25 protein-coding genes are annotated in these 22,744 nt (G+C 33.3%); 17 read left to right on the top strand and 8 right to left on the bottom strand.

Annotated elements, in window-relative coordinates; translation table 11 throughout:
- Positions 1–22 precede the first annotated feature (22 nt).
- From ACNFIH_RS17190 to ACNFIH_RS17145, 10 genes are all read left to right on the top strand, one after another.
- Entirely contained in the window at positions 23–688 is a 666-nt protein-coding gene (locus ACNFIH_RS17190) for a DNA alkylation repair protein (protein WP_426484052.1), read from the top strand.
- An 18-nt stretch (positions 689–706) separates the two neighbouring features.
- The gene (locus ACNFIH_RS17185) at positions 707–1,264 is read left to right on the top strand and encodes a DUF4256 domain-containing protein (protein ID WP_426484051.1); all 558 of its coding nucleotides are present in this window, start codon (positions 707–709) and stop codon (positions 1,262–1,264) included.
- Between the two features lie 97 nt (positions 1,265–1,361).
- Positions 1,362–1,862, top strand: coding sequence for a tetratricopeptide repeat protein (locus ACNFIH_RS17180; RefSeq protein ID WP_426484050.1), 501 nt, complete (start codon positions 1,362–1,364; stop codon positions 1,860–1,862).
- 124 nt (positions 1,863–1,986) lie between these two features.
- Complete coding sequence (locus ACNFIH_RS17175; RefSeq protein WP_426484049.1) at positions 1,987–2,949, top strand: ion channel; 963 nt, start codon at positions 1,987–1,989, stop codon at positions 2,947–2,949.
- 71 nt (positions 2,950–3,020) lie between these two features.
- Complete coding sequence (locus tag ACNFIH_RS17170) at positions 3,021–3,923, top strand: MerR family transcriptional regulator (RefSeq protein WP_035649612.1); 903 nt, start codon at positions 3,021–3,023, stop codon at positions 3,921–3,923.
- A 34-nt stretch (positions 3,924–3,957) separates the two neighbouring features.
- The gene (locus ACNFIH_RS17165; RefSeq protein ID WP_426484048.1) at positions 3,958–5,424 is read left to right on the top strand and encodes a phytoene desaturase family protein; all 1,467 of its coding nucleotides are present in this window, start codon (positions 3,958–3,960) and stop codon (positions 5,422–5,424) included.
- 3 nt (positions 5,425–5,427) lie between these two features.
- Positions 5,428–6,267 carry a phytoene/squalene synthase family protein gene (locus ACNFIH_RS17160; RefSeq protein WP_426484047.1) on the top strand — a complete coding sequence of 280 codons (840 nt, stop codon included), beginning with the start codon at positions 5,428–5,430 and terminating at the stop codon, positions 6,265–6,267.
- Positions 6,268–6,488: 221 nt separating this feature from the next.
- Positions 6,489–6,929: a sterol desaturase family protein gene (locus tag ACNFIH_RS17155; protein WP_426484046.1), complete on the top strand. Its 441-nt coding sequence runs from the start codon at positions 6,489–6,491 to the stop codon at positions 6,927–6,929.
- Between the two features lie 138 nt (positions 6,930–7,067).
- Entirely contained in the window at positions 7,068–7,577 is a 510-nt protein-coding gene (locus ACNFIH_RS17150) for an SRPBCC family protein (RefSeq protein WP_426484045.1), read from the top strand.
- Between the two features lie 160 nt (positions 7,578–7,737).
- On the top strand, positions 7,738–9,033 hold the full coding sequence (locus tag ACNFIH_RS17145) for a cryptochrome/photolyase family protein (protein WP_426484044.1): 1,296 nt from the start codon (positions 7,738–7,740) through the stop codon (positions 9,031–9,033).
- A gap of 277 nt (positions 9,034–9,310) precedes the next feature.
- Here the strand turns inward: ACNFIH_RS17145 and ACNFIH_RS17140 are convergent, their stop codons facing one another.
- On the bottom strand, positions 9,311–10,615 hold the full coding sequence (locus ACNFIH_RS17140) for an ABC1 kinase family protein (RefSeq protein WP_426484043.1): 1,305 nt from the start codon (positions 10,613–10,615) through the stop codon (positions 9,311–9,313).
- On the bottom strand, positions 10,612–11,274 hold the full coding sequence (locus ACNFIH_RS17135; RefSeq protein ID WP_426484042.1) for a TetR family transcriptional regulator C-terminal domain-containing protein: 663 nt from the start codon (positions 11,272–11,274) through the stop codon (positions 10,612–10,614). Before ACNFIH_RS17135 ends, ACNFIH_RS17140 begins: the two co-directional genes overlap by 4 nt.
- 98 nt (positions 11,275–11,372) lie before the next feature.
- Between ACNFIH_RS17135 and ACNFIH_RS17130 the strand changes: the two genes are divergently transcribed.
- The gene (locus ACNFIH_RS17130) at positions 11,373–12,284 is read left to right on the top strand and encodes a TIGR01777 family oxidoreductase (protein ID WP_035649627.1); all 912 of its coding nucleotides are present in this window, start codon (positions 11,373–11,375) and stop codon (positions 12,282–12,284) included.
- Positions 12,285–12,378: 94 nt separating this feature from the next.
- Here ACNFIH_RS17130 and ACNFIH_RS17125 read toward each other — a convergent pair whose 3' ends face one another.
- The 4 genes from ACNFIH_RS17125 to ACNFIH_RS17110 form a co-directional block, all read right to left on the bottom strand.
- A complete protein-coding gene (locus tag ACNFIH_RS17125; RefSeq protein WP_426484041.1) occupies positions 12,379–12,918 on the bottom strand; it encodes a YceI family protein in 540 nt (179 codons plus the stop codon).
- A gap of 377 nt (positions 12,919–13,295) precedes the next feature.
- The gene (locus ACNFIH_RS17120; RefSeq protein WP_426484040.1) at positions 13,296–13,688 is read right to left on the bottom strand and encodes a VOC family protein; all 393 of its coding nucleotides are present in this window, start codon (positions 13,686–13,688) and stop codon (positions 13,296–13,298) included.
- A 40-nt stretch (positions 13,689–13,728) separates the two neighbouring features.
- Positions 13,729–14,277, bottom strand: coding sequence for an acyl-CoA thioesterase (locus tag ACNFIH_RS17115; protein ID WP_426484039.1), 549 nt, complete (start codon positions 14,275–14,277; stop codon positions 13,729–13,731).
- A gap of 52 nt (positions 14,278–14,329) precedes the next feature.
- Positions 14,330–15,703 (bottom strand): DNA recombination protein RmuC, encoded by a 1,374-nt coding sequence (locus ACNFIH_RS17110; protein ID WP_426484038.1) that lies wholly within the window; start codon positions 15,701–15,703, stop codon positions 14,330–14,332.
- Between the two features lie 190 nt (positions 15,704–15,893).
- On the opposite strand from ACNFIH_RS17110, the gene ACNFIH_RS17105 reads away from it, so the two are divergent.
- The 5 genes from ACNFIH_RS17105 to ACNFIH_RS17085 are packed head-to-tail and all read left to right on the top strand — an operon-like array spanning position 15,894 to position 20,403.
- Positions 15,894–16,769 (top strand): protease complex subunit PrcB family protein, encoded by an 876-nt coding sequence (locus tag ACNFIH_RS17105; protein WP_426484037.1) that lies wholly within the window; start codon positions 15,894–15,896, stop codon positions 16,767–16,769.
- A 7-nt stretch (positions 16,770–16,776) separates the two neighbouring features.
- Positions 16,777–17,175 carry a hypothetical protein gene (locus ACNFIH_RS17100; RefSeq protein ID WP_035649640.1) on the top strand — a complete coding sequence of 133 codons (399 nt, stop codon included), beginning with the start codon at positions 16,777–16,779 and terminating at the stop codon, positions 17,173–17,175.
- 51 nt (positions 17,176–17,226) lie between these two features.
- A complete protein-coding gene (locus tag ACNFIH_RS17095) occupies positions 17,227–17,778 on the top strand; it encodes an RNA polymerase sigma factor (RefSeq protein WP_426484036.1) in 552 nt (183 codons plus the stop codon).
- Positions 17,775–19,784 carry a hypothetical protein gene (locus ACNFIH_RS17090; protein WP_426484035.1) on the top strand — a complete coding sequence of 670 codons (2,010 nt, stop codon included), beginning with the start codon at positions 17,775–17,777 and terminating at the stop codon, positions 19,782–19,784. Before ACNFIH_RS17095 ends, ACNFIH_RS17090 begins: the two co-directional genes overlap by 4 nt.
- A gap of 58 nt (positions 19,785–19,842) precedes the next feature.
- On the top strand, positions 19,843–20,403 hold the full coding sequence (locus ACNFIH_RS17085) for a MepB family protein (protein ID WP_426484034.1): 561 nt from the start codon (positions 19,843–19,845) through the stop codon (positions 20,401–20,403).
- 57 nt (positions 20,404–20,460) lie between these two features.
- Here ACNFIH_RS17085 and ACNFIH_RS17080 read toward each other — a convergent pair whose 3' ends face one another.
- Entirely contained in the window at positions 20,461–21,213 is a 753-nt protein-coding gene (locus ACNFIH_RS17080; RefSeq protein WP_426484033.1) for an SDR family NAD(P)-dependent oxidoreductase, read from the bottom strand.
- A 153-nt stretch (positions 21,214–21,366) separates the two neighbouring features.
- Positions 21,367–21,741 (bottom strand): hypothetical protein, encoded by a 375-nt coding sequence (locus tag ACNFIH_RS17075; RefSeq protein WP_426484032.1) that lies wholly within the window; start codon positions 21,739–21,741, stop codon positions 21,367–21,369.
- A 394-nt stretch (positions 21,742–22,135) separates the two neighbouring features.
- Between ACNFIH_RS17075 and ACNFIH_RS17070 the strand changes: the two genes are divergently transcribed.
- Positions 22,136–22,708: a pseudouridine synthase gene (locus ACNFIH_RS17070; protein ID WP_426484031.1), complete on the top strand. Its 573-nt coding sequence runs from the start codon at positions 22,136–22,138 to the stop codon at positions 22,706–22,708.
- Positions 22,709–22,744: the final 36 nt, after the last annotated feature.

Genomic DNA, 22,744 nt, shown 5'->3' with positions numbered 1-22,744 from the left:
TTGCAATAAAAACCAGATCAAAATGACAGCAAAAGATATTTTAACACAACTAAAAGCTCTTGGAGACGAAAAAGTATTTGCTCAAAATAAAAAACGCGGCGCCAGCGAAAATCAGTTTGGCGTTAAAATGGGCGACATTCGAACATTGGCAAAAAAAATCAAAATCAATCACGAATTAGCACTTGAACTTTGGGACACTGAAAATGCCGATGCTCGATTTTTAGCTATTTTAATCATCGATCCCAAAAAGCTTTCAAATGAACAAATTGCCAAAATGGTTTCTTCGGAAAAATTCGTTCATATTGCCGATTGGTTTTATTCTTATATAATTAAAGATTATTCAGATAGAGAAACGTTGCGTCAAGCCTGGATGCATTCAACTGATGTGATGCACGGCCGCGCTGCATGGAGTCTTACCAGCGGATGCGTTGCCCGCAATCCTGATGTTTTGGATTTACCAGCTTTGCTAGACCGAATTGAAAATGAAATGCCAACAGCAGCACCGGAAGTTCAATGGACAATGAATAGCACATTGGCACAAATTGGAATTAAATTTCCTGAATACAGAGCTCGTGCTTTAGCCATTGGAGAAAAACTAGGTATTTACAGAGATTATCCAACTTCAAAAGGCTGTACTTCGCCTTTTGCGCCAATTTGGATCAACGAAATGGTGCGCCGACAAGAATAAAAATCAAAAAACATTGAAATGAAAAATAAAATTTCGCAAGAAGAACAAGAACAAATTATCAGTATTTTGAAAGCTCGTTTTGAAAAAAACTTAAATCGTCATGCCGATATTGATTGGACAAAAGTAGAAGCGAAACTTAAAACCAATTCAGAAAAACTTTGGTCGCTTCTTCAAATGGAAAAAACGGAAGGTGAACCAGACGTTGTAGCTTATGATAAAAATAGCGATGAATATCTATTTTTTGATTGCGTAGCCGAAAGTCCAAAAGCAAGAAGAAGTCTTTGCTACGACAGAAAAGCACTCGATTCAAGAAAAGAACACAAACCAAAAAACAGCGCTGTTGACATGGCGGCTGAAATGGGAATTGAGCTTTTGAACGAAGAACAATATCGCCAGTTACAGGGACTTGGAAATTTTGACACCAAAACTTCAAGCTGGATTGCAACGCCAGAAGATGTTAGAAAATTAGGCGGTGCTGTATTTTGTGATTTCCGTTACGGAAGAATATTTCTTTATCATAATGGTGCCGAATCTTATTATGCGGCACGAGGATTTCGGGGTTACTTAAAAATATAATTTATATCACAATTATTTTACAAAAGTAGTTCCCTTACAAAACAAATCTTTCTTAAATTCGTTTGGAAATAATTAATCACTAATCCCAAATTAGTTTATGAAAAACCTACTACTAGTATCTTTTATTATGATTACCTGCGCTTCATGGGCGCAATCTGCAACGGCTTATTTTGACAAAGCTATGAAAAAAGCCGAAACCGGAAACACAAAAGACGCTATTGCCGATTACACAAAAGCCATCAGCATGAATTCTAAATTTGTTGAAGCTTACCAAAACCGAGGCGTAGCCAAACTAAAACTTAATGATTTAAAAGGCGCTTTAGCCGATTTTAGCAAAACAATCGACTTAGACAGCATGAATGCCGATGCTTTTACAGGAAGAGCAAACGTAAATTATAAATTATTGAATTATCAGGACGCTATTAACGATTGTACTTCATCACTTGGCTTAAATCCAAAAGATTATATTGCTTACAATTTAAGAGGTCTTGCTTATAATAAACTTGGTGATAAAAAGAATGCCTGCAAAGATTTTTCAAAAGCTGTTGAATTAGGTAGTCAGAGTGCCATCAAAAACAGAACGACGTTTTGTAAATAAATAAATAAAACTCAAATAATAAAAAGCCATTTGTAAACACCAAAATACAAATGGCTTTTTATTTCACAAACACTTTAATATTCCACAAAAGATATTTATAAATTTGCTCTTCAATTAAATTTCTATGGCGCTTCTTAAAAAAATAAACAACTACGCTCAAACCGATAAAAATTCCGGATTTGGAACCAATGCAGAAAGCTACGGCGGAAGATTTGTGAATAAAAACGGAACTGCAAATGTTGAAAAAAGAGGTATGCATTTATTGCGACGCATCAGCTGGTACCATACCATGATTGATATGCCAAATTGGAAATTTATGCTCATCTTATTTAGTTTTTACATTGTCATCAATTTTATTTTTGCCGTCATCTATTATGCCATCGGAATTGAACATCTTGACGGAATTGAACAATCTCAAAGCATTTTGACGCAATTTGGCCAAGCTTATTTTTTTAGTGCGCAAACTTTCACCACGGTTGGTTATGGACATATTAGTCCGACTGGATTTTTAACCAGCGCCTTGTCTGCCGCCGAAGCATTAATTGGATTATTGAGCTTTGCAATTGCAACAGGATTGTTTTTTGGAAGATTCAGCAAACCTACCGCCTTTTTAAAATTTTCCCACAATGCCTTAATTTCGCCTTATGGAGAAAACAAAGGTTTAATGATTCGACTTGTACCTTTTAAAAATACTAATTTTACTGATGCCACCGCAAAAATAACTTTAGGATTGAGTGTTGAAGAAAATGGTGAACATGTAAATAAATTCTACAATCTGGAACTGGAGTTGGACCGAATCAATGCGCTTACATTAAGCTGGACATTGGTGCATCCAATTACAGAAAATAGTCCTTTATATAATTTCACCGAAGAAGATTTCAAAAAAACACACGGTGAAATTTTAGTCTTTATTACCACTTTTGATGACATGTTTAGCAACACGGTTGCTGCCCGAACTTCGTATACTTTTGACGAAATTATATACGGCGCAAAATTTGTAACTATGTACAACAGAAGTAAAAACGCATCCAAAACAATTCTTCATCTGGACAAATTAAATCAGTATGAGACTACAAACTTTCAATAATCTAGCATTTTGATAAAGTTTTAGAGGTTTTTTCAGATTTTATTTTATTTTTGTTTATTCAACAATTAAAAATGGTAAACAATATAAAAACAGTTTTCAGCATAAAAGACCTTGAAAACTTATCTGGAATTAAAGCGCATACAATTCGTATTTGGGAAAAAAGATATAATATTCTTGAACCAATGCGAACTGATACTAATATCAGACTATATAATTTACAAAACTTACAAAAGCTTTTAAATATTACTTTACTGCACGAGTACGGTTATAAAATATCTAAAATTGCGACTTATCCTGAAGAGAAAATTCCACAATTAGTTCGCGAAATTATCTCAAAGAAAAATTCACAAAACTATGCCATTACCTCATTTAAAATGGCAATGATGAATTTTGACCAGGAATTGTTCTTTAATACTTTTGACTGGCTTATTTCAGAAAAAAGCTTTAAAGAAGTTTTCAAAGAGCATTTTCTTCCATTGTTGAAAGAATTAGGATTGTTATGGCAATCTGAAACTATTACGCCTGCAAATGAGCATTTCATGAGTCATTTGATCAAGCAAAAGATTTTAATTTATACCGAAAGTCTTCAAATATTAAAACCTACCAAAACAGATCGAATCTTTGTTCTTTCATTGCCTTTAAATGAAATTCATCAAATTGGTCTTTTGTATTTACAATACGAGATTTTATCAAAAGGATACAAAACCATTTATTTGGGTGAAAGTATGCCAATTGAAAATCTTCAGGATTTAACGCGTCATTTTGAAAATATTACTTTCGTTTCGTTTATGACTGTACAGCCTGATCGCGCTGTTATCAATCAATATGTGAAATCAATGGGTCAAAAACTGCTGTTGAAAAACAACGAAATCTGGCTTATGGGTAATATGGTTGAACATATTGATCAATCAGCTTTGCACGAACGCATTCGTATTTTTGATTCGATGGAAGAAACTATAGAAGAAATTCAATAGTTTTGTTTAAAGTTTTTGTATATTTGTTAAACAAATGACAAAAACTATCATCATAATAGGATCTGGCTTTTCTTCATTAGCCGCTTCATGTTACTTGGCACAGCAAGGAAACAAGGTCATTATTTATGAAAAAAATCCAACAATTGGTGGTCGTGCCCGACAATTCAAAAAAGACGGTTTTACTTTTGATATGGGACCAAGCTGGTACTGGATGCCGGATGTTTTTGAACGTTTTTTTCAGGATTTCGATAAACAAACTTCTGATTATTATGAGTTAATAAAACTAAATCCAGCTTATCGGGTTTATTTTGGAACAAATGATTTTATCAGCATTTGTGATAATTTGGAAGAAATCAAATCTACTTTTGAAACTATCGAAAAAGGAAGCGCATCTAAACTTCAAAACTTTATTGATCAGGCAAAAAGCAATTACGATATTGCCATCAAAGATTTGGTTTATCGTCCTGGAGTTTCGCCTTTAGAATTAATTACTCCAAAAACCGCATTAAAACTAAATCAGTTTTTAAGCAATGTCAGTCAGGATATCCGTAAGAAATTCAAAAATGAAAAATTAATTCAGATTTTAGAATTTCCGGTTTTATTTCTCGGAGCAAAACCAAACAAAACACCTTCTTTTTATAATTTCATGAATTACGCCGATTTTGGACTAGGAACATGGCATCCAAAAACGGGAATGTTTGATGTGATTTGTGCCATCGAAAAACTAGCTCTTGAACTTGGCGTAACAATCAAAACCAACTCATCAATTGAAAAAATTCTTGTTGAAAATAAAACCGCAACCGGAGTTAAAATCAACGGAGAAATCATAAAAGCAGATTTAATTTTAAGTGGCGCCGATTATCAACATACCGAAACTTTATTACAAAAAGAGCATCGTGCATATTCTGATAAATATTGGGAAAGTCGTGTTTTCGCACCATCTTCTCTCCTATTTTTCATTGGCTTTAATAAAAAAATAGAAAACGTTTCGCATCATGCTTTGTTCTTCGATGTCAATTTCAATCAACATGCAAAAGACATTTATGATAATCCAAAATGGCCGGAAGCGCCTTTATTTTATGCCAATTTCCCTTCTAAAACCGATTTAACAGCTGCGCCAAACGGAATGGAATCAGGATTTTTCCTAATTCCGCTTGCACCGGGAATCGAAGATAATGAAGCACTTCGGGAAGAATATTTCGAAAAGATAATCACTCGTTTCGAGAAGCTTACGAATCAAAAAATAAAAAATAACATTATATTTAAGAAGTCATTCTGTAAAAATGATTTTGTAACAGATTACAACGCTTACAAAGGAAACGCTTACGGAATGGCAAATACTTTATTGCAAACCGCCTTTTTAAGACCAAAACTAAAAAGCAAAAAAGTACGTAACTTATATTTTACAGGACAATTAACTGTTCCTGGTCCAGGGGTTCCGCCTGCTTTAATTTCGGGAAAATTGGTTGCTGAGTTAATTCAAAAATCTTTTAGATCTTAAAAAATGAAATCATTATTCGACGCCGTTTCTTTCAAATGCAGTAAACTGATTACGCAAAATTACAGTTCCTCTTTTTCATTGGCTGTAAAAATGCTTTCACCAAGTATTCGCGATGCCATTTACAGCATTTATGGTTTTGTTCGCTTTGCTGATGAAATTGTAGATTCATTTCATGATTATGAAAAAGAATATCTTATTGATGATTTCGAAAAAGAGTATTATAAAGCAATGCAATTAGGCATCAGCTTAAATCCTATTTTGAATTCATTTCAGCATACCGTAAAAGAATATAATATTACAGATGATTTAGTTCAGGCTTTTTTGCGAAGCATGAAACTCGATCTTATAAAATCAACTTACAACACACAAACCGAATATACAGATTACATTTACGGCTCTGCCGATGTTGTTGGTTTAATGTGCCTGAAAGTTTTTGTTGCTGGAAAAGAGCACAAATACGAACAATTAAAAGATGAAGCCATGCGTTTGGGTTCAGCTTTTCAGAAAGTGAATTTCCTGAGAGATTTAAGAGATGACAACTTGGTTTTAAACCGAACTTATTTTCCGGGAATCAACCTCAACAATTTCAACGAAGCTTCAAAAGCACAAATTATTAAAGAAATTGAAGAAGATTTTCGTATCGCCTATCAAGGAATTGTAAAATTACCAATTGAGGCCAAATTTGGCGTTTATACGGCTTATGTTTATTATAAAAAGTTACTCAAAAAATTAAAAAACACACCGTCGCATGAAATTGGAAATTCTCGAATTCGGGTTTCAAATTATACAAAAGCGGGGCTTTTAGCGCAGTCTTTTGTGACTTATAAACTGAAGTTGGTTTAAGATTAACCCAACAGTTTGTCATTCCGAGGAACGAGGAATCTCCACGAGAAGCTCGACAAAGATTGGATTCTCGTTGCGGAGTTACTTACGGAGATTCCTCGTTCCTCGGAATGACAAAAATGAGCGAAACGGCAACAAAAAATCTTTAGAGTTAATCTTTTATAATCTAAAGCTAAACTCAAACAAAATAAAATCATAATTTTAATAACAACATTTATAAAATGATTTCTTTTTTAATCTTTATAGGCGTTTTTCTGTTCATGGAATGTATTACCTGGCTTACGCACAAATACGTAATGCACGGTTTTATGTGGTATTTTCACGAAGATCATCATCAGCCAAAATATGAGCATACTTTCGAGCGCAACGATATTTTCTTTGTCATTTTTGCGACTCCAAGTATCATTCTGTTTTATTTTGGTGTTCAGGGCGGTTTTAATTATTTGTTTTTCATAGCCTGCGGAATCACGCTTTACGGCGTTTGCTATTTTTTAATTCACGATGTATTGATACATCAGCGTTTCAAATGGTTTAAAAACACTAAAAACAAATACCTCATCGGACTCCGAAAAGCGCATAAAATACACCATAAACACCTTAATAAAGAAAAAGGAGAATGTTTCGGAATGTTGTTTGTACCGTTTAAATATTATAGAATGTAAAATATTTTGGGCGTTACCTAACGGCCGGGTTTTCCGTTCCCGCTTTTTTATGTCTGGCTAAAGAAGCCAGCCACAAAAAGAGCTCCACTGCAACCCCTAACGCTCACGTTTTTTAAGAACAATTGATTCAACGAGAAAATGAAATTATACAAAATAGAAACCGTTCAGTATGTAAACTCAAGTGTTGAAGATTGCTGGGATTTTTTCTCCAGTCCCAAAAATCTTAAAACCATAACGCTTGACAATATGAGTTTTGAAATTCAGGATTTTGATAATAAAAGAATGTATCACGGACAACTCATTACTTACACCTTAAAACCGCTTTTCGGAATTAAAATTTCTTGGGTTACTGAAATTACGGCCTGCAAGGAAAATGAATATTTCATAGACATTCAGCGTTTTGGTCCGTATAAATTATGGCATCACAAACATTTTTTTGAACGCACAAAAGACGGCCAAACAAAAATGACAGATATTGTTCATTACGCTCTTCCACTCGGAATTTTAGGCCGGTTCATGAATACTTTGATTGTCAGAAACAAATTAAAAACGATCTTCGATTTCCGTCACAACAAAATCGAAGAATTATTTAATACCCAAAAAGAGCCACAAGTCGTACAAATTAATGGTAAACAAAAAAGCTTTTAAGATATAAAGCAAAATGTTTTTTTAATCTCGCAAAGACGCGAAGTCGCAAAGCATTTCTTTTTCAAGTTTTTCAACAAAACTTTGCGCCTTCGCCTCTTTGCGAGCAATTTTCGGCATTAGAAGAAAAAACTTGAAAATTCGATTAGCAAAAACAATTATAATGACAAAACAAAAAGTTTCTTTTTTCTGGTTCAGACGCGATTTGCGATTAGAAGACAATACCGGATTATTTCATGCTTTACAATCGGATTTTCCTGTAATTCCGCTATTTATTTTTGACGAAGATATTTTGGATAATCTTCCAAAAAATGACGCCAGAGTAACTTTTATTTACGATTCACTTCAAAAAATAAATTTACAGCTAAGCGAATTCAATTCTTCAATTCTAATCAAAAAAGGAAAAACAACAGAAGTCTGGAAATCACTTATTACAGAATTTGACATCCAAAACGTTTTTTTCAATAAAGATTACGAACCGTTTGCAATTAAACGTGACAATACAATTTGTTCTCTTTTAAAAGAAAATAAAATCGAGTGTTTCTCTTTTAAAGATCATGTAATTTTCGAAGAAAAAGAAATCACAAAAGCAGACGGAAATCCGTATACGGTTTACACGCCTTATAAAAATAAATGGCTCGAAAAATATCATTTTTTAGGATCAGCTCCAGAATATGATTCTACTCCATTTCAATCTAATTTTTTCAAAAATCAATTTTCATTTCCAGAATTATCAGAAATTGGTTTTGAAAGAAGTGCTATAAAAATACAACCTCATAATTTATCTCAGATTTCAAATTATAAAGAAACACGGGATTTCCCGGCTTTAGACAGTACCTCTTATCTTTCTCCACATTTACGTTTTGGAACTGTAAGCATTCGAAAATTAGTAAATTGGGCAAACAGAAAAAATCAGACTTTTTTAAGTGAATTGATTTGGAGAGAGTTCTTTATTCAAATACTATTTAGTTTCCCAAATTGCGTCAATCATAATTTCAAATCGGCTTACGACGGAATCCAATGGCGCAATAACGAAGAAGATTTTAAACGTTGGTGTTCTGGAACCACAGGTTATCCAATGGTCGATGCAGGAATGCGTCAATTAAATGAAACCGGTTATATGCACAATCGTGTTCGGATGGTTGTGGCGAGTTTTTTATGCAAACATTTATTGATTAACTGGCAATGGGGCGAAGCCTATTTTGCTGAAAAACTATTGGATTTTGAATTGGCTTCAAACGTAGGAAACTGGCAATGGGCAGCGGGAACAGGTTGCGACGCCGCGCCCTATTTCAGAGTTTTTAATCCCGAAATCCAACAAAATAAATTTGACGAAAAAGGCGAATATATAAGAAAATGGATTCCTGAATTTGATTTGGGTTATAATGAACCAATGGTTGATCATGCATTTGCGAGAGATCGTGCGATTGCGACTTACAAAGCTGGAATTTTGAAATAAGTTTGTTTCGAGTTTAAGGTTTTTGCTGTGCGTTTAATTTTGTTTCTCGCAGATTTCGCAGATTTATACCCAATCTTGTCATTCCGAGGAACGAGGAATCTTCGCAAGTAGCTCCGCAATCAGAATCGACAATCTTTGTAGAGCTTCTTGCGAAGATTCCTCGTTCCTCGGAATGACAAACTGGATGAAAAAAAAAACTTTGTCAAAGTTTTAAACTTTGACAAAGTTCTATCCGTAAAGTTCAGCAAACTTGAAACTTGAAACTTGAAACAAAAACCTAATATTTCAAATAATTCTCAACGACAATTTTCGCCTTCAAATCGAACATTAAATTATAAAGTCCGAAGAAAGTACGGTTCATGTAAATAAAGTGTTTAGAACCACGATTTCCATTCATTTTTTTCAAGTTTGTATCTTCTGAAAAACGTTTTCCTAATTGTGCGATTGCATTAAAGAAAGTTTCATCGGCAAAATCGAAAGTTTCGTTTTGAAAAGGTCTCGTGAAAAGCGATAATAAATCATGAAACATCTCCGTGAAATATTCTACTTCTGCAGGCGTATCATCTTCACGAAGAATTTCTAATTCGTATAACTTATCATTAAAAAGCTTCTCGTCTGTAATTACATTTTTATTGATTAACTCAAAGTATGGCGTATAAAACTCTTCCGGAATTTGTTTCATGCAGCCAAAATCCAATGCAATTAATTGATTTTGATCATCAACCAAAAAATTTCCCGGATGCGGATCGGCATGCACTTTTCGCAAAACGTGAATTTGGTACATATAAAAATCCCAAAGCGCCTGCCCTATTTTATCGCCAACTTCCTGATCTGTATTTTTTGCCGTAAATTCAGAAAGATGAATTCCCGTCATCCAATCCATTGTAATGATTTTCTCTGATGAAAATTCAGGATAATAATTCGGGAAAGAAATATTTTCAATTTTATTGCAAGCATCAACTACTTCCTGACTTTGTTTTAACTCTAACAAATAGTTAGTTTCTTCAATCAGTTTGTCTTCGACTTCCTTGAAATATTTATCCGAATCCTTTCCCTGAAGATTAAACATTCTGATGGCAATTGGTTTAACTAAAGCCAAATCAGAAGAAATACTGTTTGCAACTCCAGGATATTGAATTTTAACCGCCAGTTTTTTATCATTTTTCTTAGCCAAATGTACTTGACCAATACTTGCTGCATTTACAGAATTTGGGTTGAATTCGTCAAAAATTTCATACGGCGTTTTTCCGAAATTGCTTTTGAAGGTTTTTAAAACCAAAGGAGCAGAAAGCGGCGGAACAGAAAACTGCGAAAGCGAGAATTTTTCCACATAAGCCTGAGGTAAAAAGTTTTTATCCATACTTAACATTTGAGCGACTTTCAACGCACTTCCCTTTAAGCTTTTTAATCCGTCATAAATATCTTCGGCATTATTTTCATTTAATTTATCTCGGGTCAAATCGGGATTAACTATTTTTTCAGCGTAATGTTTTACGTAGTTTACTCCAATTTTGGCGCCGGTCTGAACCAGTTTTCCAGCTCTTTCTATTTTTGAAGTTGGTATATAATCGATTGTTTTCATTTTTTGCTGTATATTTTTTCTTTAAACAGAAATTTTCCAAGTTCAATCAAATGATTCATTGGCGCTACATTCATTAATTCGAAGGAAGCATTCACTGATTTTTCGATGAAAATATCGGTTTTTTCAAAAGCAGCAGATTCATCATCCATCCAGAATTTAATCGTCAACATTAACTGCAACCAAGCCGATTCCTGAATGGCGCTTTCCTGAAATTTCTGAAGTTTTTCCTGTTCTAATCTGTAATCATCTGTTAGAATTTCTGAAACATATTCTTTGAAACTGTTTCGGAGCGATGTCAGCTGAACTAAATTTTTAAGCGGATTTCTGTCGATTTTAAGCGATTGAAGCACATAACTTCTGTTGGCAGTCAAAATTTCGAAGAAAGTGTAATAAAAACTCAGCATTTTATTTTTCATATCATATTGCTGATATTCTTCGTTTTTGTGAAGTAAGTTGACTGTGTTTTCAAAAAATAGTCGGAATATTTCTTTTTCTAAACCTTCTAATGTTCCAAAAAAAGTATAAAACTCCGCTTCGGTAAAATCATTTTCTTTCGCAAAATGAAAAACGGATTTTGGTTTTTGGCCTTTTTCTAAAACTTCATTCATGTATATTGAAACGATATCATCTTTGGTAATTACCTTTTTTTTAGTCGCCATTTTATTAAAATTTAGAATTTGCCATAAAGGTAAACATTGTTTAAGTACCTTTACTTATCCTTAAACAAGAACCACTGTTAAATATATTATAAACTATTATGGCTCAAAATGTTTTACTAACCGGCGGAACTGGATTTGTTGGTAAACATCTGACCGATGTTCTTATCGACAATGGCTTTTCCGTGTCTGTTTTGACCCGATCTGAACAAAAAAACACGCCATCTATTACGTATTATAAATGGGATCTCAAAAGAAATTTTATTGAGAAAGAAGCCGTTCTGAATGCTGATTATATTATACATCTTGCCGGCGAAGGAATTGTTGAAAAAAGATGGACTAAAAGACGCAAAAAAGCAATTTTAGAAAGCCGAACAAAACCCATCGAACTTATTTTTTCAATTTTAGAAGAAAACAATAAAAAAGTAAACGCATTTGTTTCTGCATCTGCAGTTGGAATTTATGGGGCAATTACAAGTCACAAAATTTGTAATGAAGAAACACGGCCCGCAAATGATTTTCTCGGGAAAACGTGCCAGATTTGGGAAAATACTGCCGACAAAATAAATACACTCGGAATTAGAACGGTAAAAATCAGAACTGGAATTGTTTTTGGAAAAGATGAAGGTTTCCTAAAAAAAGTTGTTCCGAGCTTTAAATCAGGTTTTGGTGCAGTTTTAGGCACAGGAAAACAGTATCTGCCCTGGATTCATATTGATGATTTAGTTCAAATCTACCTAAAAGCAATTACCGATGAAAATATAGATGGCGCATACAACGCCTGTGTTACTGACAACACAACAAATTCAGGATTTTCAAAAACATTAGCGACTGTTTTAGGTTATGCCATCTGGCTTCCTAAAATACCTGCTTTCTTCTTAAAAATTGCACTTGGAGAAATGAGTGAAGCGGTTTTAAAAGGACAACGTGTTGCATCACAAAAAATCCAGAAAACAGGATTTGAATTCCAGTTTACGGATTTAGAGCGAACGCTTCGAAGTTGTTTGCAATAACATACGACTCAGATTCTACAAATTCTTGAGGTCAATATGCTGCTACCCATTTATTTTAAAAACCAAAAGAATTTGTAAAAATCTTCGTCAATTTTTATTTCATGATTCCCGCTAAATCGGTCTGGACAGTTTTTGAAATTTTGTTGGCTACAACGTACGGAATTTCGATATTAAAATCTTCTACTGAAATAGGGAAAGTCGATACAATCTGAATTCCTTCAGGAACTCTTTTCATCAGCGCTTTTACCGCAATCATTTTCGATTTTCCATGCAGATATAATTTTCCTTTAATATCGTATTCTTTTTCAGTTTCATCGATATTTTTTAGGTCAAATTTTTCAATTTTACCTTTAAAAACAGCTTTTGGATAACGATGACTTTCAATATAATTATCGTTAAAATGTTCCTGCATTAAATCCATTTTAAAACGAAAATCTTTGATAATAACAGTACAGATAAGCGTACTTGTTTCAGGTTCAAGAACAAGAGTTCCGAGCTTATTTACCGCTTTCACTTCTTCAAAAAAAGGAACTGAAGCTTCAAAATTTACAACCGCTGAATTGGTTCTAAATTTATCCTGAGCAAGCAAAGAAAATGCGGTAAAAAGTAAAATTAATAAAGTAGTTCTTTTCATAATCGTCATCATTAAACAATTATGTCATTCGATTTTTTTTATTTTAAGAAGAGAAAATCAGAACTTAAGATAATAGCTTAAAAAAATAGAATGGCAGTACTCCGTGAGATATTCTATAACCTAATTATTGTATACTTAAAGTTACGAAATTTCTCTTTACAAAGCTCTTGAACTACTGCTAAAAATTTGTGAATATTTTGGGTGAAAAATGAGTATTGTGAATTATGAAGTCCCTACGGGACAAAAAAGATTATGTTCTATTATATTTCTACCAATATATAATCTCTACGAGATATTCCGTTAGGAATTAAATATTGATAAAAAAAAAAACATATTAACATCGCTGTTTGTCCCGTAGGGACTTTACCTCAATTTTATTACTGAACAGGCGTGCAAATTTCGATCAAAAATCCTTCGGGATCACGTACATAAGCCACAACCTGCCCCCACGGTTTTTTCGTGGGTTCAGTAACTAAAACGGCTCCAAAAGAAGTTGCTTTTTGTACCAATTCTCCAACATCTTCCGTTATAAAACCGATTTCAATTGCAAAAGGTTTATTTTTTAAATTGCTTTGAATAAAGCCATCTTTCAGATTTTGGTTTGCTAAATTTTTTGATGCAAATGAAAGCGTGGTTTCTCCTGTAATTAATTCGCCATAATCATTGTCCGGACTAATAAATCTTCTTGAAAATCCAAAGGCATTTTCATAAAATTCAATTGCTTTTTCTACTTCTTCAACATATAATATTGTATATCCAAACTTTACCATCTTGTTATAATTTTAATGTTATAACCTAAAGATAGGTAATCTAACTGATTTCCAAAAGAACATTATATTTATCCAAGCTCGCTAAATCTTCAATAGAATTCACATTGGCAACTTTTTCATGCTCTTCAACTTCTTTTTTGATTTCAATATGCTTGATGGCTTTTCTAAAACGGCGTACTTCTTCCAGACTTGATAAAATAAGTCCCGGAACCTGAACACTTTTGCCTTCTTTATCTTTGGCAACCATTGTAAAGTAAGACGAATTACAATGTTTTATTACCCCGGTCTGAATGTTTTCGGCTTCAACACGAATTCCAACAACCATTGAACTTCTTCCTACATAATTTACAGAAGCTTTCATAGTTACCAATTCGCCCACTTCAATAGGTTTTAAAAAGTTTACTGTATCAACAGACGCAGTTACACAATAATTTCCACTAAATTTTGATGCCGATGCAAAAGCAATCTGATCCAGTAATTGTAAAATATATCCTCCATGAATTTTACCGCTAAAGTTGGTATGCGATGGCAGCATTAATTCTGAAATACTAATTTTTGATGATGAAACGAGTTTGAAATCTGAAGTCATGTCTTTGTTTTTTTTGTATTTTATATTATTCTGGATGTAGTTAAATCGTAATCTAATTTAAAAATTGATTTTCGTCTTCATTTGAGGCTCTTGCAATAATATTTTCAGGAAGCGACTTCTTTGCCTTTGCTCCCATTTTTTTAAGTCTTTCAACGCTTGAAATCAAATTTCCTTTTCCGTCAACTAATTTATTCATAGCGCTTTCGTATTCGGTTTTGGTATCTTTGATTTTGTTTCCAATTCGGACCAAATCGCTCACAAAACCTTCAAATTTATCATAAAGTGCTCCGGCTTGTCTCGCAATTTCAAAAGCATTTTCCTGTTGTTTCTGATTCGTCCACATGCTGTCAATTGTACGCAAAGTTGCCAATAAAGTAGTCGGAGTCACAATTACAATATTTTTATCGAAAGCTCTATTATATAAGGTAGCATCTTCGTTTAAAGCGATTGCAAAAGCGGGTTCTATCGGAATAAAAAGCAAGACAAAATCCGGACTTTCCATTTGATACAAATCGTGATAGTTTTTGTTTCCGAGTTGTTCAACATGCCTTTTTATAGAACTCACATGTTCTTTCAGAAAATCGATTTTCAATAATTCTGATTCTTCGTTAACCCATTTTTCGTAAGCAACCAACGAAACTTTAGAATCGACAATCATTTTCTTTCCATCAGGCAAATTGATTACAACGTCTGGCAGAACACGGCTTCCTTCTGTATTGGTAAAACTTTGCTGCACTTCATATTCGCGTCCTTTTTCTAAACCAGATTTTTCTAAAACACGCTCCAGAACTAGTTCTCCCCAATTTCCCTGCATTTTAGTATCGCCTTTCAGAGCTTTGGTCAAATTCAGGGTTTCCTTGCTCATTTGCGCGTTCATTTCGCTTAAGCCAATAATCTGCTGACGTAAAGCTGCATGATAATCGATACTTTCTTTATGCGTTTGTTCGACTTTTTTTTCAAATCCTTGAATTTTATCCTGAAGTGGCAACAGAATGCTTTTCATGTTCTCGCTGTTCTGTTCCGTAAATTTAGCCGACTTTTCTTCGAGAATTTTATTCGCCAGGTTTTCAAATTCTTTGGTGAATTTTTCCTGAAGCTCTGTTATTTCAACTTTCTGCTCTTTATGGCGTTCCCATAAATTTTCAAAATCGACTTCTTTTTTTGAAAGCTGAATTGCGAGACTGTCTTTTTCTGTTCTTATATTTTCTTTTTCAGCATTGATTAATTGAATCTGTTTCTGAAAATTATTTCTTTCCATTTCAAGCTGCTCTTTTTGCAGTTGCTGCTGATTTAAATTGGCATTTAATTTTTCTTCCAAACTCACTTTTTCAGTTTGAGATTTAGCCGACATTAAAAGTTTTCCCAAATAAATACCTAAAAATAGCGCGACAATGAAAGCCAATAAAACGGGAAGAAAGTTCAACATATCTAAGTTTTTTTTAAGTAAAAGTACGCAATAATACGTAGTAGTAAATCTTTAAAATTAAAATTTCACGAATTCGCATTTATTCTAAATTAAATCATCATTTTGAAAAAAATTAAAAGAAAAAATAAATTTCTACGCAACCTTTTTAAAACTCAGCCATCTACAAAATATAACCTATTAAAATAATATAATGAAAAAATTAATGTTGAGCTTATTTATAGCTTTTGGATTGAGTGCATGCTCTTTAGGAAATGATGATTTAAATGTAGATTGTGGAGCTAGTAAAGAACTTCCTTTTGCAGGTTATCCACTTTTGTGCAATTACGCAGTTAAAACTTACCCAGATAATCCGGCTGCTGTAATAGTGACATCTCAAGAAAAATTGGATTTCCTTTTCACTAAACATGAAAATACATGTCCGATTGCAACTGACCCAAATATAGATTTTAATAAAAACATGATAGTTGGAATTTTTGCAGGTATGAAATCTACAAGCGGATATTCTATAAAAATGACTTCAATAGTCGAAAATAACTGCGAAATTTTAATTAGTTATTTCGAAAGTGGTCCTCAATCTGGAGAAGCAACTAATGTAGCTCCAACATATCCTTCGGATTTTATTATACTTCCAAGATCTTCTAAAACAATCATTTTCAGTAAAACTACCGAAAGTCCAGATAATATTATTATCGGAAGCTATTTTGGAAATTGTTCAGGTTCTGATTGTCAAAACTTCTTTCAACTAAATGATTTCAACATTCTAAAATTAACTAGTACAGCTCCTGGAAACTTCAATTTTAATCAGTCTGCTTATTTTGCAAAAACTAAAAGAGGTGAATATACTGCATTTGGAAAAATTATTCCTTCAGAAATTTTAAGTTTAAAAGGGCAAAATAAAACATTTGGAACACCAGATTCAGCAAACCAAGGCGGTGTCTTTTTCCAATGGAAACAAGGAGCAACGACAACTAAAATTTTTCTTGACAACAACGATACAGCAGATCAAAGTACAGATGTCATCACTTTCAAAAGAGCGATTAAAGATAAAATCACAAATCTAAAATAATCTGATTATGAAGAAACATTTTTTATTTCTTATAGTTTTTGGACTTTTTACCACCGCCTATTCAATTGATTCTTCCAATTTAAATTCGGGTTCAATTGTAAATACCTGGATTTGGGAAAAATCAGTTGGCGGCGCAAGTAATCCTTACACCGCAACACCAAAAACTGCTGGTTTTAACAAAAAAGTAATTTTTACTTCAAACGGAAGAGTTATCACTTATAAAAATGATGTCGAAATTAGAAACAGCTCTTATGAAATAGGAAAAGGAATTGGGTTTTCTGATCAAGCAGAACACGACCTAATTACCTTTGAAGGCAAGACATACGTAATAGAAAATCTTGATAATCAAAACCTAACCATTGTAAGCAACAATCAGGATGCTGCGCGCAGTATCTTTAAAAGATAGTTTTTTAAGTTTATATAAACTATTTTTGCAAAACCAAACAATACCACTTTTTTGAAAGACGATTTAGAAAAATACATTAGGCTCTGCATGCAGAATAACCGAGAAGGACAGCTGAAAATCTATCAGCTGTTTTCTCCGGTTTTATATGGTATATGCTTAAAGTATATGAAAAATGAAGATGATGCCAAGGATGTTTTTCAAGAAGCATTTGTAATTGTTTTTCAGAAAATAAGCCAATATAAATTTGAAGGAAGTTTTGAAGGCTGGCTAAAACGGATTTTCATCAACAAACTCATTGAAACTTTAAATAAAAAGAAAAAAGAAAGTTTCTTTTTAGATGTTTTTGATCCTGATACTGATTTTATTGAAGAAGAAGAATTAGATACAATTCCGATAGAAAAAGAAAAACTATTAGAATATATACGGGATTTACCCGATCAATACAGGACGGTTTTCAACTTATATGTTTTTGAACATATGAAACATAAAGAAATAGCCGAATTATTGAAGATTTCAGAAGGAACATCAAAATCAAATTTAAACAGGGCAAAGGGAATTTTGCAGAAAAGGATTTTGAGCATAAAAAATTTTAAAATAGCATGAAGAAGCATAAAATAGAAGATATTTTTTCATCATTGGAAGACTTTTCGAGTGTTCCGCCACCAGAACTTTGGGCTGGTATTGAGGAAAAACTAGACAAACCTAAAAAGAAAAAAAGAGTGATTCTTTGGTGGTCGGCTGCGGCATGCTTATTATTATGCTTATCACTTCCTGCAGTTCTGTCTGATTCGGGCAACAAAATTGGTAATGGTACTTCTTTAGAAAAAAACAATGTAGTTCTTGATGAAAATAAAAATGGTGAAAACCATGAAAAACCGACTTCAACAGAAGATCAAAATTCGGAAAACAATAAAGAAGAAATTTTAAAAGCAAATTCGGAAAACGCTACAAAGGCTACAAATAATTCGATTGTAAATCAAACGAAAGAAACAGCAGTTGCTGAAAATAATTCAGAAACAGAAAATGCTTCTAAAACTGCACGTTCAAAATCAAATATTTCAAAATCAAATGTTTCAAAATCAAATATTGTAAACAACAATACAAATCAGGCTGTCGCCGAAGGAAAAACTGCTAAAGAGAAAAACGATCAATTTTCTGTTAGTGGAAATCAAACAATAAACTCAGAAAAACAAATTTCGAATCAGGCGGTTGCAGTTAAAAATTATAATTCAGCGAAAGAAAATAGATTTAATTCAGCTGATAAAAATCAATTAAATGCTTCAGAAACTCAGAAATTAAACACTGAAAAAAATAATTCAAATCAAGCTGTAGCGGTTAAAAATTATGATTCAGAAAAACAAAACAGGTTTAATTCAGCTGAGAAAAATCAGTTTAGCACTTCTGAAAATAAAAAATCAAACAACGAAAAAGGAAATTCGAATCAGGCTGTCGCGTTTAAAAATTATACTTCAGGAAAACAAAACGGGTTTAATTCTGCGGGAAAAAATCAATTTTCTGAAAATGAAAAAAGAAATCTTGACAAAGTTTTGGCTGAAAAAACATTTACAGGCAAAACAACGAATTCATTTAATGCGACTTCAAAAAATCAACTTCCAAATTCTGTTTTTGAAAGCAATTTAAATTCAAATGCAAATAATGTCGCTTTAAATCCTTCGAAAACAAATTCATCGGAAAGAAAGCCAAATATGCTGAGTGAAAACAAAAAGGAATCTTTAGACAAGACTCAGAAATCAGAAAATGCAATTGCTGAAAACACTCAAAAAAACAATTCAAAATTTAATGATGTTTTAAGTAAGAAGGATTCTGTGCAATTAGCTGAACTTCAAAATCTAGAAAAAGGAATCATTACTCCTGAAGTGAAAAAAGAAAAAGAAAAAGATCCAAAAGCCAGTATAAATAAAGAAAAATGGGCAGTTGAAGTTTTTGCAGGCGTAGCAAGTTCTGAAAACTATAAAAATGACAAAACGCTAGGCAACCTCAACGATTCCAAACAAAGTAACAGTTATGGAGTGAAAACGAAATACAAGCTCAACAAAAAATGGGCTGTAGGTTCTGGATTTAAAATAAATGAATTAGGACAAAGTGTTGCAAATGTTTCATATATTAGCACGAAAAATAATGCATTTTTAGGAACCAGTGATTATTTAATACAAAATGCGACCGTTCCTCAGATTGCAACAAACGAAAGTTATGTACTGGTTTCTAATACCACAAGAAATGCACTGAATAGTAATAATGTTCAGAGTGGGAACTTAGATCAGAGCTTGAAATATATCGAAATGCCATTAGAAGTTTCGTATGCTGTTTTTTCAAAAAACAAAGCAAGTATAAGTTTAAATACGGGCGGATTTGTTGGAAAATTAATTGGAAATAGTATTGCTATTGATGGAAATTCGATTGGTGAAAACGCAAACGCAAATAGTTTTGTTTACGGACCAACTTTAAGCAGTACAGTACAATATCGAGTTTATAAAAAAACAAATATTTTTGTAGAACCAGCTATGAATTATTATATGAATCCTTTGAGCAGTCAGTCTTTCAATCAATTCCAATGGGGATTGAACTTTGGATTGAATGTTTCATTTTAAAAAAATTATTAACTATTTAAACCCCAAAACCAACGTAACCCCCTAAACCTACATAATTTTGAAAACAAGCCTAAAAGCAAGTCTTCTCAAAATGATCGTAAAAAACCATTGGTCGAACCACAAATCTTTCCCCAAGGATTTGATTTTAGCCAAGGAACTGGTTTATGATTGTTTTGATTTTGATTGCACTCAGCCGCAGCAGGAAAGTGAAAGCATTGATTACAGTGCCTACCGCTTCCAGATGAATGAAAAAAACATTTGTTATCGTGAGGCTAAAATCACTCCAGCCAAAACCGGGCAGTTTGTCACTTTGTGGAAACGAAGCAGACTTGGCTTGATCGAGCCTTTTGATCATTCTGATGCCATCGATTTTGTCATCGTAAGTGTCCGAAAAGATAATCTCTTGGGACAATTCATTTTTCCAAAAAATGTTATGTTGGAAAAAGCCATTTTTTCTTCAAAAACAGAAGAAGGAAAAAGAGCTATCAGAGTTTATCCGCCTTGGGATGAAACTGAAAGCAAACAAGCCAAAAAAACGCAGCAATGGCAATTGGATTATTTTTATCCGATAGTTCCTGAACCTGATTTTGACGCTTTTAAAAAATTAATTTCCTATTAATACAAAAAAAGGCTGCCTGGAAAAACAGACAGCCTTTTTTACTTTTATATTTTAAAGTTAAATCGCAGTATAACCTCCATCTGCAATAATATAACTTCCTGTTGTAAAAGACGATTTTTCAGAGCTCAAAAACACAACCAGATCTGCAACTTCCTGAGCAGTTCCAAGTCTATTCATTGGTGCTTTTGCTGCAACGGCATCCATCAAATTTTGAGTAAGATTATCTTTCAGCAAAGCTGTTTCAATATAACCGGGACCAACGGCATTACAGCGAATATTTTTCAATGCATATTCTGCCGCAATATTTTTAGTCAATCCGACAACTCCGTGTTTTGATGCTGTATAAGCAGGACTGTTTGGCGCTGCAACCTGACCATGAATTGAGGCAATGTTAACGATGTTTCCTCCGCCATTTTTTTCCATTTGCTCTAATTGATAACGGCACGCATAAAAAACACCGCTCAAATTAAGCGCAATTACACGATCCCAAGCATCGGGTTCGTATTCTCCGGTTGGTTTTGCGGGTCCGCCCATTCCAGCGTTGTTACAGGCAATATCAAGTCGGCCGTATTTTGAAACCGTCACCTCAACCATGCGCTTATTATCACTTGCGGTCGACGAATCACCTTTTACAAAAAATGCTTCGCCTCCACTGTCTTTTATAATTTTTACGGTTTCTTCACCATGTTCAACATTAATATCCGAAAGGACCACTTTTGCTCCTTCTCGAGCATAAGCTTCTGCAACCGCGCGCCCAATTCCTGAACCGCCACCAGATACAAAAGCCACTTTGTTTTCTAAAAGTGCCATATTCTTGTAATTTAAAATTGTCTTTACAATTTACGAAGATATCACGCAACGAGAGCAGTAAAAACAGAGTTTACAATAATATTAACTTGATATGCTAATCAAATGTTATTTAACGCTAAAACGCCTTCTTTTTGACAAAAAATGTGTAATGCTTTATTGATCTTCATCTAATTTCATATTACCTCGATCTTCATGACTTTCCGGATTTGAATTTGGATAACGGTTTGGTGTAATATCTGAATTTCGGTCTTTATTTTCGATTGTTTTCTTAGCTTCTTCATCTGTTTCTACACCACGATTTGCGTTTGGATTATTTGGACTTATTTCATCGGCAACTTTTTTAATTTTCTCATTTTCGTTTCTTGCTCTTTCCACAACTTCTTTATTTCCCTCTTTATCTGCAACAACTTCTTTTTTCAAATTAGCATCTTCTGACTTTCCATCGTGCGAAACATTTTTGCCTTTTGTATCATCCACATTTTTCTGTACTCCATTTATTTTTTTTGTACCTAAATTATTCGTTTCCATAACTTTATTCATTTAGAGTTCTTTCTATAATATTACGAATTCCTCACTTGAAAAATTTACGACTTGATCTTGCTTTTGTTTTATAATTGCCATCTTTTCGAAATTTATTACCTTTAATGATAGCAACTTAACATTCAAATTATTATGAATTTCTTCAAAATCAAAACCTGTTGGTCAAATGCCGAATTTATTCTTATAAAATTATGTATGGCTTCAATTTATATTTTAGTCGGAAGCTATTTTCATGAATTTTTCCAAAACTATTATAAGGTTTTGCTTGTCGTTTTCGGGATAACTGTAATTTGGTTTGTGTATCAATGGCTCAAAAAAATGAAAGCTTAAAAACTTTACCCATTAATTTTGCCAAAGAAACTATCTTTGCAAAAAAATAAAAATGCACAGACACTTCATTCTTTTTAAACCGTACGGCTATTTGAGCCAATTCATTTATGAATTAAAAAGAAAGAAAAAGCTGTTGGGCGAATTGCACGATTTTCCCGAAGGAACAATGGCAATTGGAAGATTAGATGAAGATTCTGAAGGATTGCTTTTACTGACAACCGACGGTAACATGAGCGAACTCGTTAGAAGCAAAAAAGTTGACAAAGAGTATTATGTTCAAGTTGATGGATTAATTACTCCTGAAGCGATAGAACAATTGCAAAATGGTGTCGAAATTGGACTTGATGGAGGCAAATACAAGACAAAACGTTGTAAAGCATTTATTGTTACCGAAATTCCGGATTTTGGACCACGAGCTAAAAAAATTCGGGACGAACGTCATGGTCCAACTTCCTGGGCATCAATTACAGTCAGAGAAGGAAAATTTCGCCAGGTTCGAAAAATGACTGCTGCAGTTGGTTTTCCAACATTACGCTTAGTTCGTGTTCGGATTGGTAATGTATATTTGCAAAACCTAAAAGCGGGAGAAGTTCTTGAAGTTTCAGATTTTCAATTAGATAATTAGAAAATATGGCAATCAGATAATTGCTAAACTCATAAT

The organism is Flavobacterium sp. 2 (assembly GCF_049949195.1).
In the GTDB taxonomy this organism is placed as follows: domain Bacteria; phylum Bacteroidota; class Bacteroidia; order Flavobacteriales; family Flavobacteriaceae; genus Flavobacterium.
This window is presented reverse-complemented; position numbering and strand designations above follow the sequence as displayed.

Excerpts from the sequence above, each read along its gene's own strand:
- ACNFIH_RS17120 (WP_426484040.1), bottom strand. The coding sequence starts at position 13,688 with ATGGTAAAGTTTGGATATACAATATTATATGTTGAAGAAGTAGAAAAA.
- ACNFIH_RS17140 (WP_426484043.1), bottom strand. The coding sequence starts at position 10,615 with ATGAAAACAATCGATTATATACCAACTTCAAAAATAGAAAGAGCTGGA.
- ACNFIH_RS17165 (WP_426484048.1), top strand. The coding sequence starts at position 3,958 with ATGACAAAAACTATCATCATAATAGGATCTGGCTTTTCTTCATTAGCC.
- ACNFIH_RS17115 (WP_426484039.1), bottom strand. The coding sequence starts at position 14,277 with ATGACTTCAGATTTCAAACTCGTTTCATCATCAAAAATTAGTATTTCA.
- ACNFIH_RS17190 (WP_426484052.1), top strand. The coding sequence starts at position 23 with ATGACAGCAAAAGATATTTTAACACAACTAAAAGCTCTTGGAGACGAA.
- ACNFIH_RS17145 (WP_426484044.1), top strand. The coding sequence starts at position 7,738 with ATGACAAAACAAAAAGTTTCTTTTTTCTGGTTCAGACGCGATTTGCGA.
- ACNFIH_RS17075 (WP_426484032.1), bottom strand. The coding sequence starts at position 21,741 with ATGGAAACGAATAATTTAGGTACAAAAAAAATAAATGGAGTACAGAAA.
- ACNFIH_RS17110 (WP_426484038.1), bottom strand. The coding sequence starts at position 15,703 with ATGTTGAACTTTCTTCCCGTTTTATTGGCTTTCATTGTCGCGCTATTT.
- ACNFIH_RS17070 (WP_426484031.1), top strand. The coding sequence starts at position 22,136 with ATGCACAGACACTTCATTCTTTTTAAACCGTACGGCTATTTGAGCCAA.
- ACNFIH_RS17150 (WP_426484045.1), top strand. The coding sequence starts at position 7,068 with ATGAAATTATACAAAATAGAAACCGTTCAGTATGTAAACTCAAGTGTT.
- ACNFIH_RS17175 (WP_426484049.1), top strand. The coding sequence starts at position 1,987 with ATGGCGCTTCTTAAAAAAATAAACAACTACGCTCAAACCGATAAAAAT.
- ACNFIH_RS17185 (WP_426484051.1), top strand. The coding sequence starts at position 707 with ATGAAAAATAAAATTTCGCAAGAAGAACAAGAACAAATTATCAGTATT.
- ACNFIH_RS17080 (WP_426484033.1), bottom strand. The coding sequence starts at position 21,213 with ATGGCACTTTTAGAAAACAAAGTGGCTTTTGTATCTGGTGGCGGTTCA.
- ACNFIH_RS17155 (WP_426484046.1), top strand. The coding sequence starts at position 6,489 with ATGATTTCTTTTTTAATCTTTATAGGCGTTTTTCTGTTCATGGAATGT.
- ACNFIH_RS17125 (WP_426484041.1), bottom strand. The coding sequence starts at position 12,918 with ATGAAAAGAACTACTTTATTAATTTTACTTTTTACCGCATTTTCTTTG.
- ACNFIH_RS17160 (WP_426484047.1), top strand. The coding sequence starts at position 5,428 with ATGAAATCATTATTCGACGCCGTTTCTTTCAAATGCAGTAAACTGATT.
- ACNFIH_RS17180 (WP_426484050.1), top strand. The coding sequence starts at position 1,362 with ATGAAAAACCTACTACTAGTATCTTTTATTATGATTACCTGCGCTTCA.
- ACNFIH_RS17170 (WP_035649612.1), top strand. The coding sequence starts at position 3,021 with ATGGTAAACAATATAAAAACAGTTTTCAGCATAAAAGACCTTGAAAAC.
- ACNFIH_RS17135 (WP_426484042.1), bottom strand. The coding sequence starts at position 11,274 with ATGGCGACTAAAAAAAAGGTAATTACCAAAGATGATATCGTTTCAATA.
- ACNFIH_RS17105 (WP_426484037.1), top strand. The coding sequence starts at position 15,894 with ATGAAAAAATTAATGTTGAGCTTATTTATAGCTTTTGGATTGAGTGCA.
- ACNFIH_RS17090 (WP_426484035.1), top strand. The coding sequence starts at position 17,775 with ATGAAGAAGCATAAAATAGAAGATATTTTTTCATCATTGGAAGACTTT.
- ACNFIH_RS17100 (WP_035649640.1), top strand. The coding sequence starts at position 16,777 with ATGAAGAAACATTTTTTATTTCTTATAGTTTTTGGACTTTTTACCACC.
- ACNFIH_RS17130 (WP_035649627.1), top strand. The coding sequence starts at position 11,373 with ATGGCTCAAAATGTTTTACTAACCGGCGGAACTGGATTTGTTGGTAAA.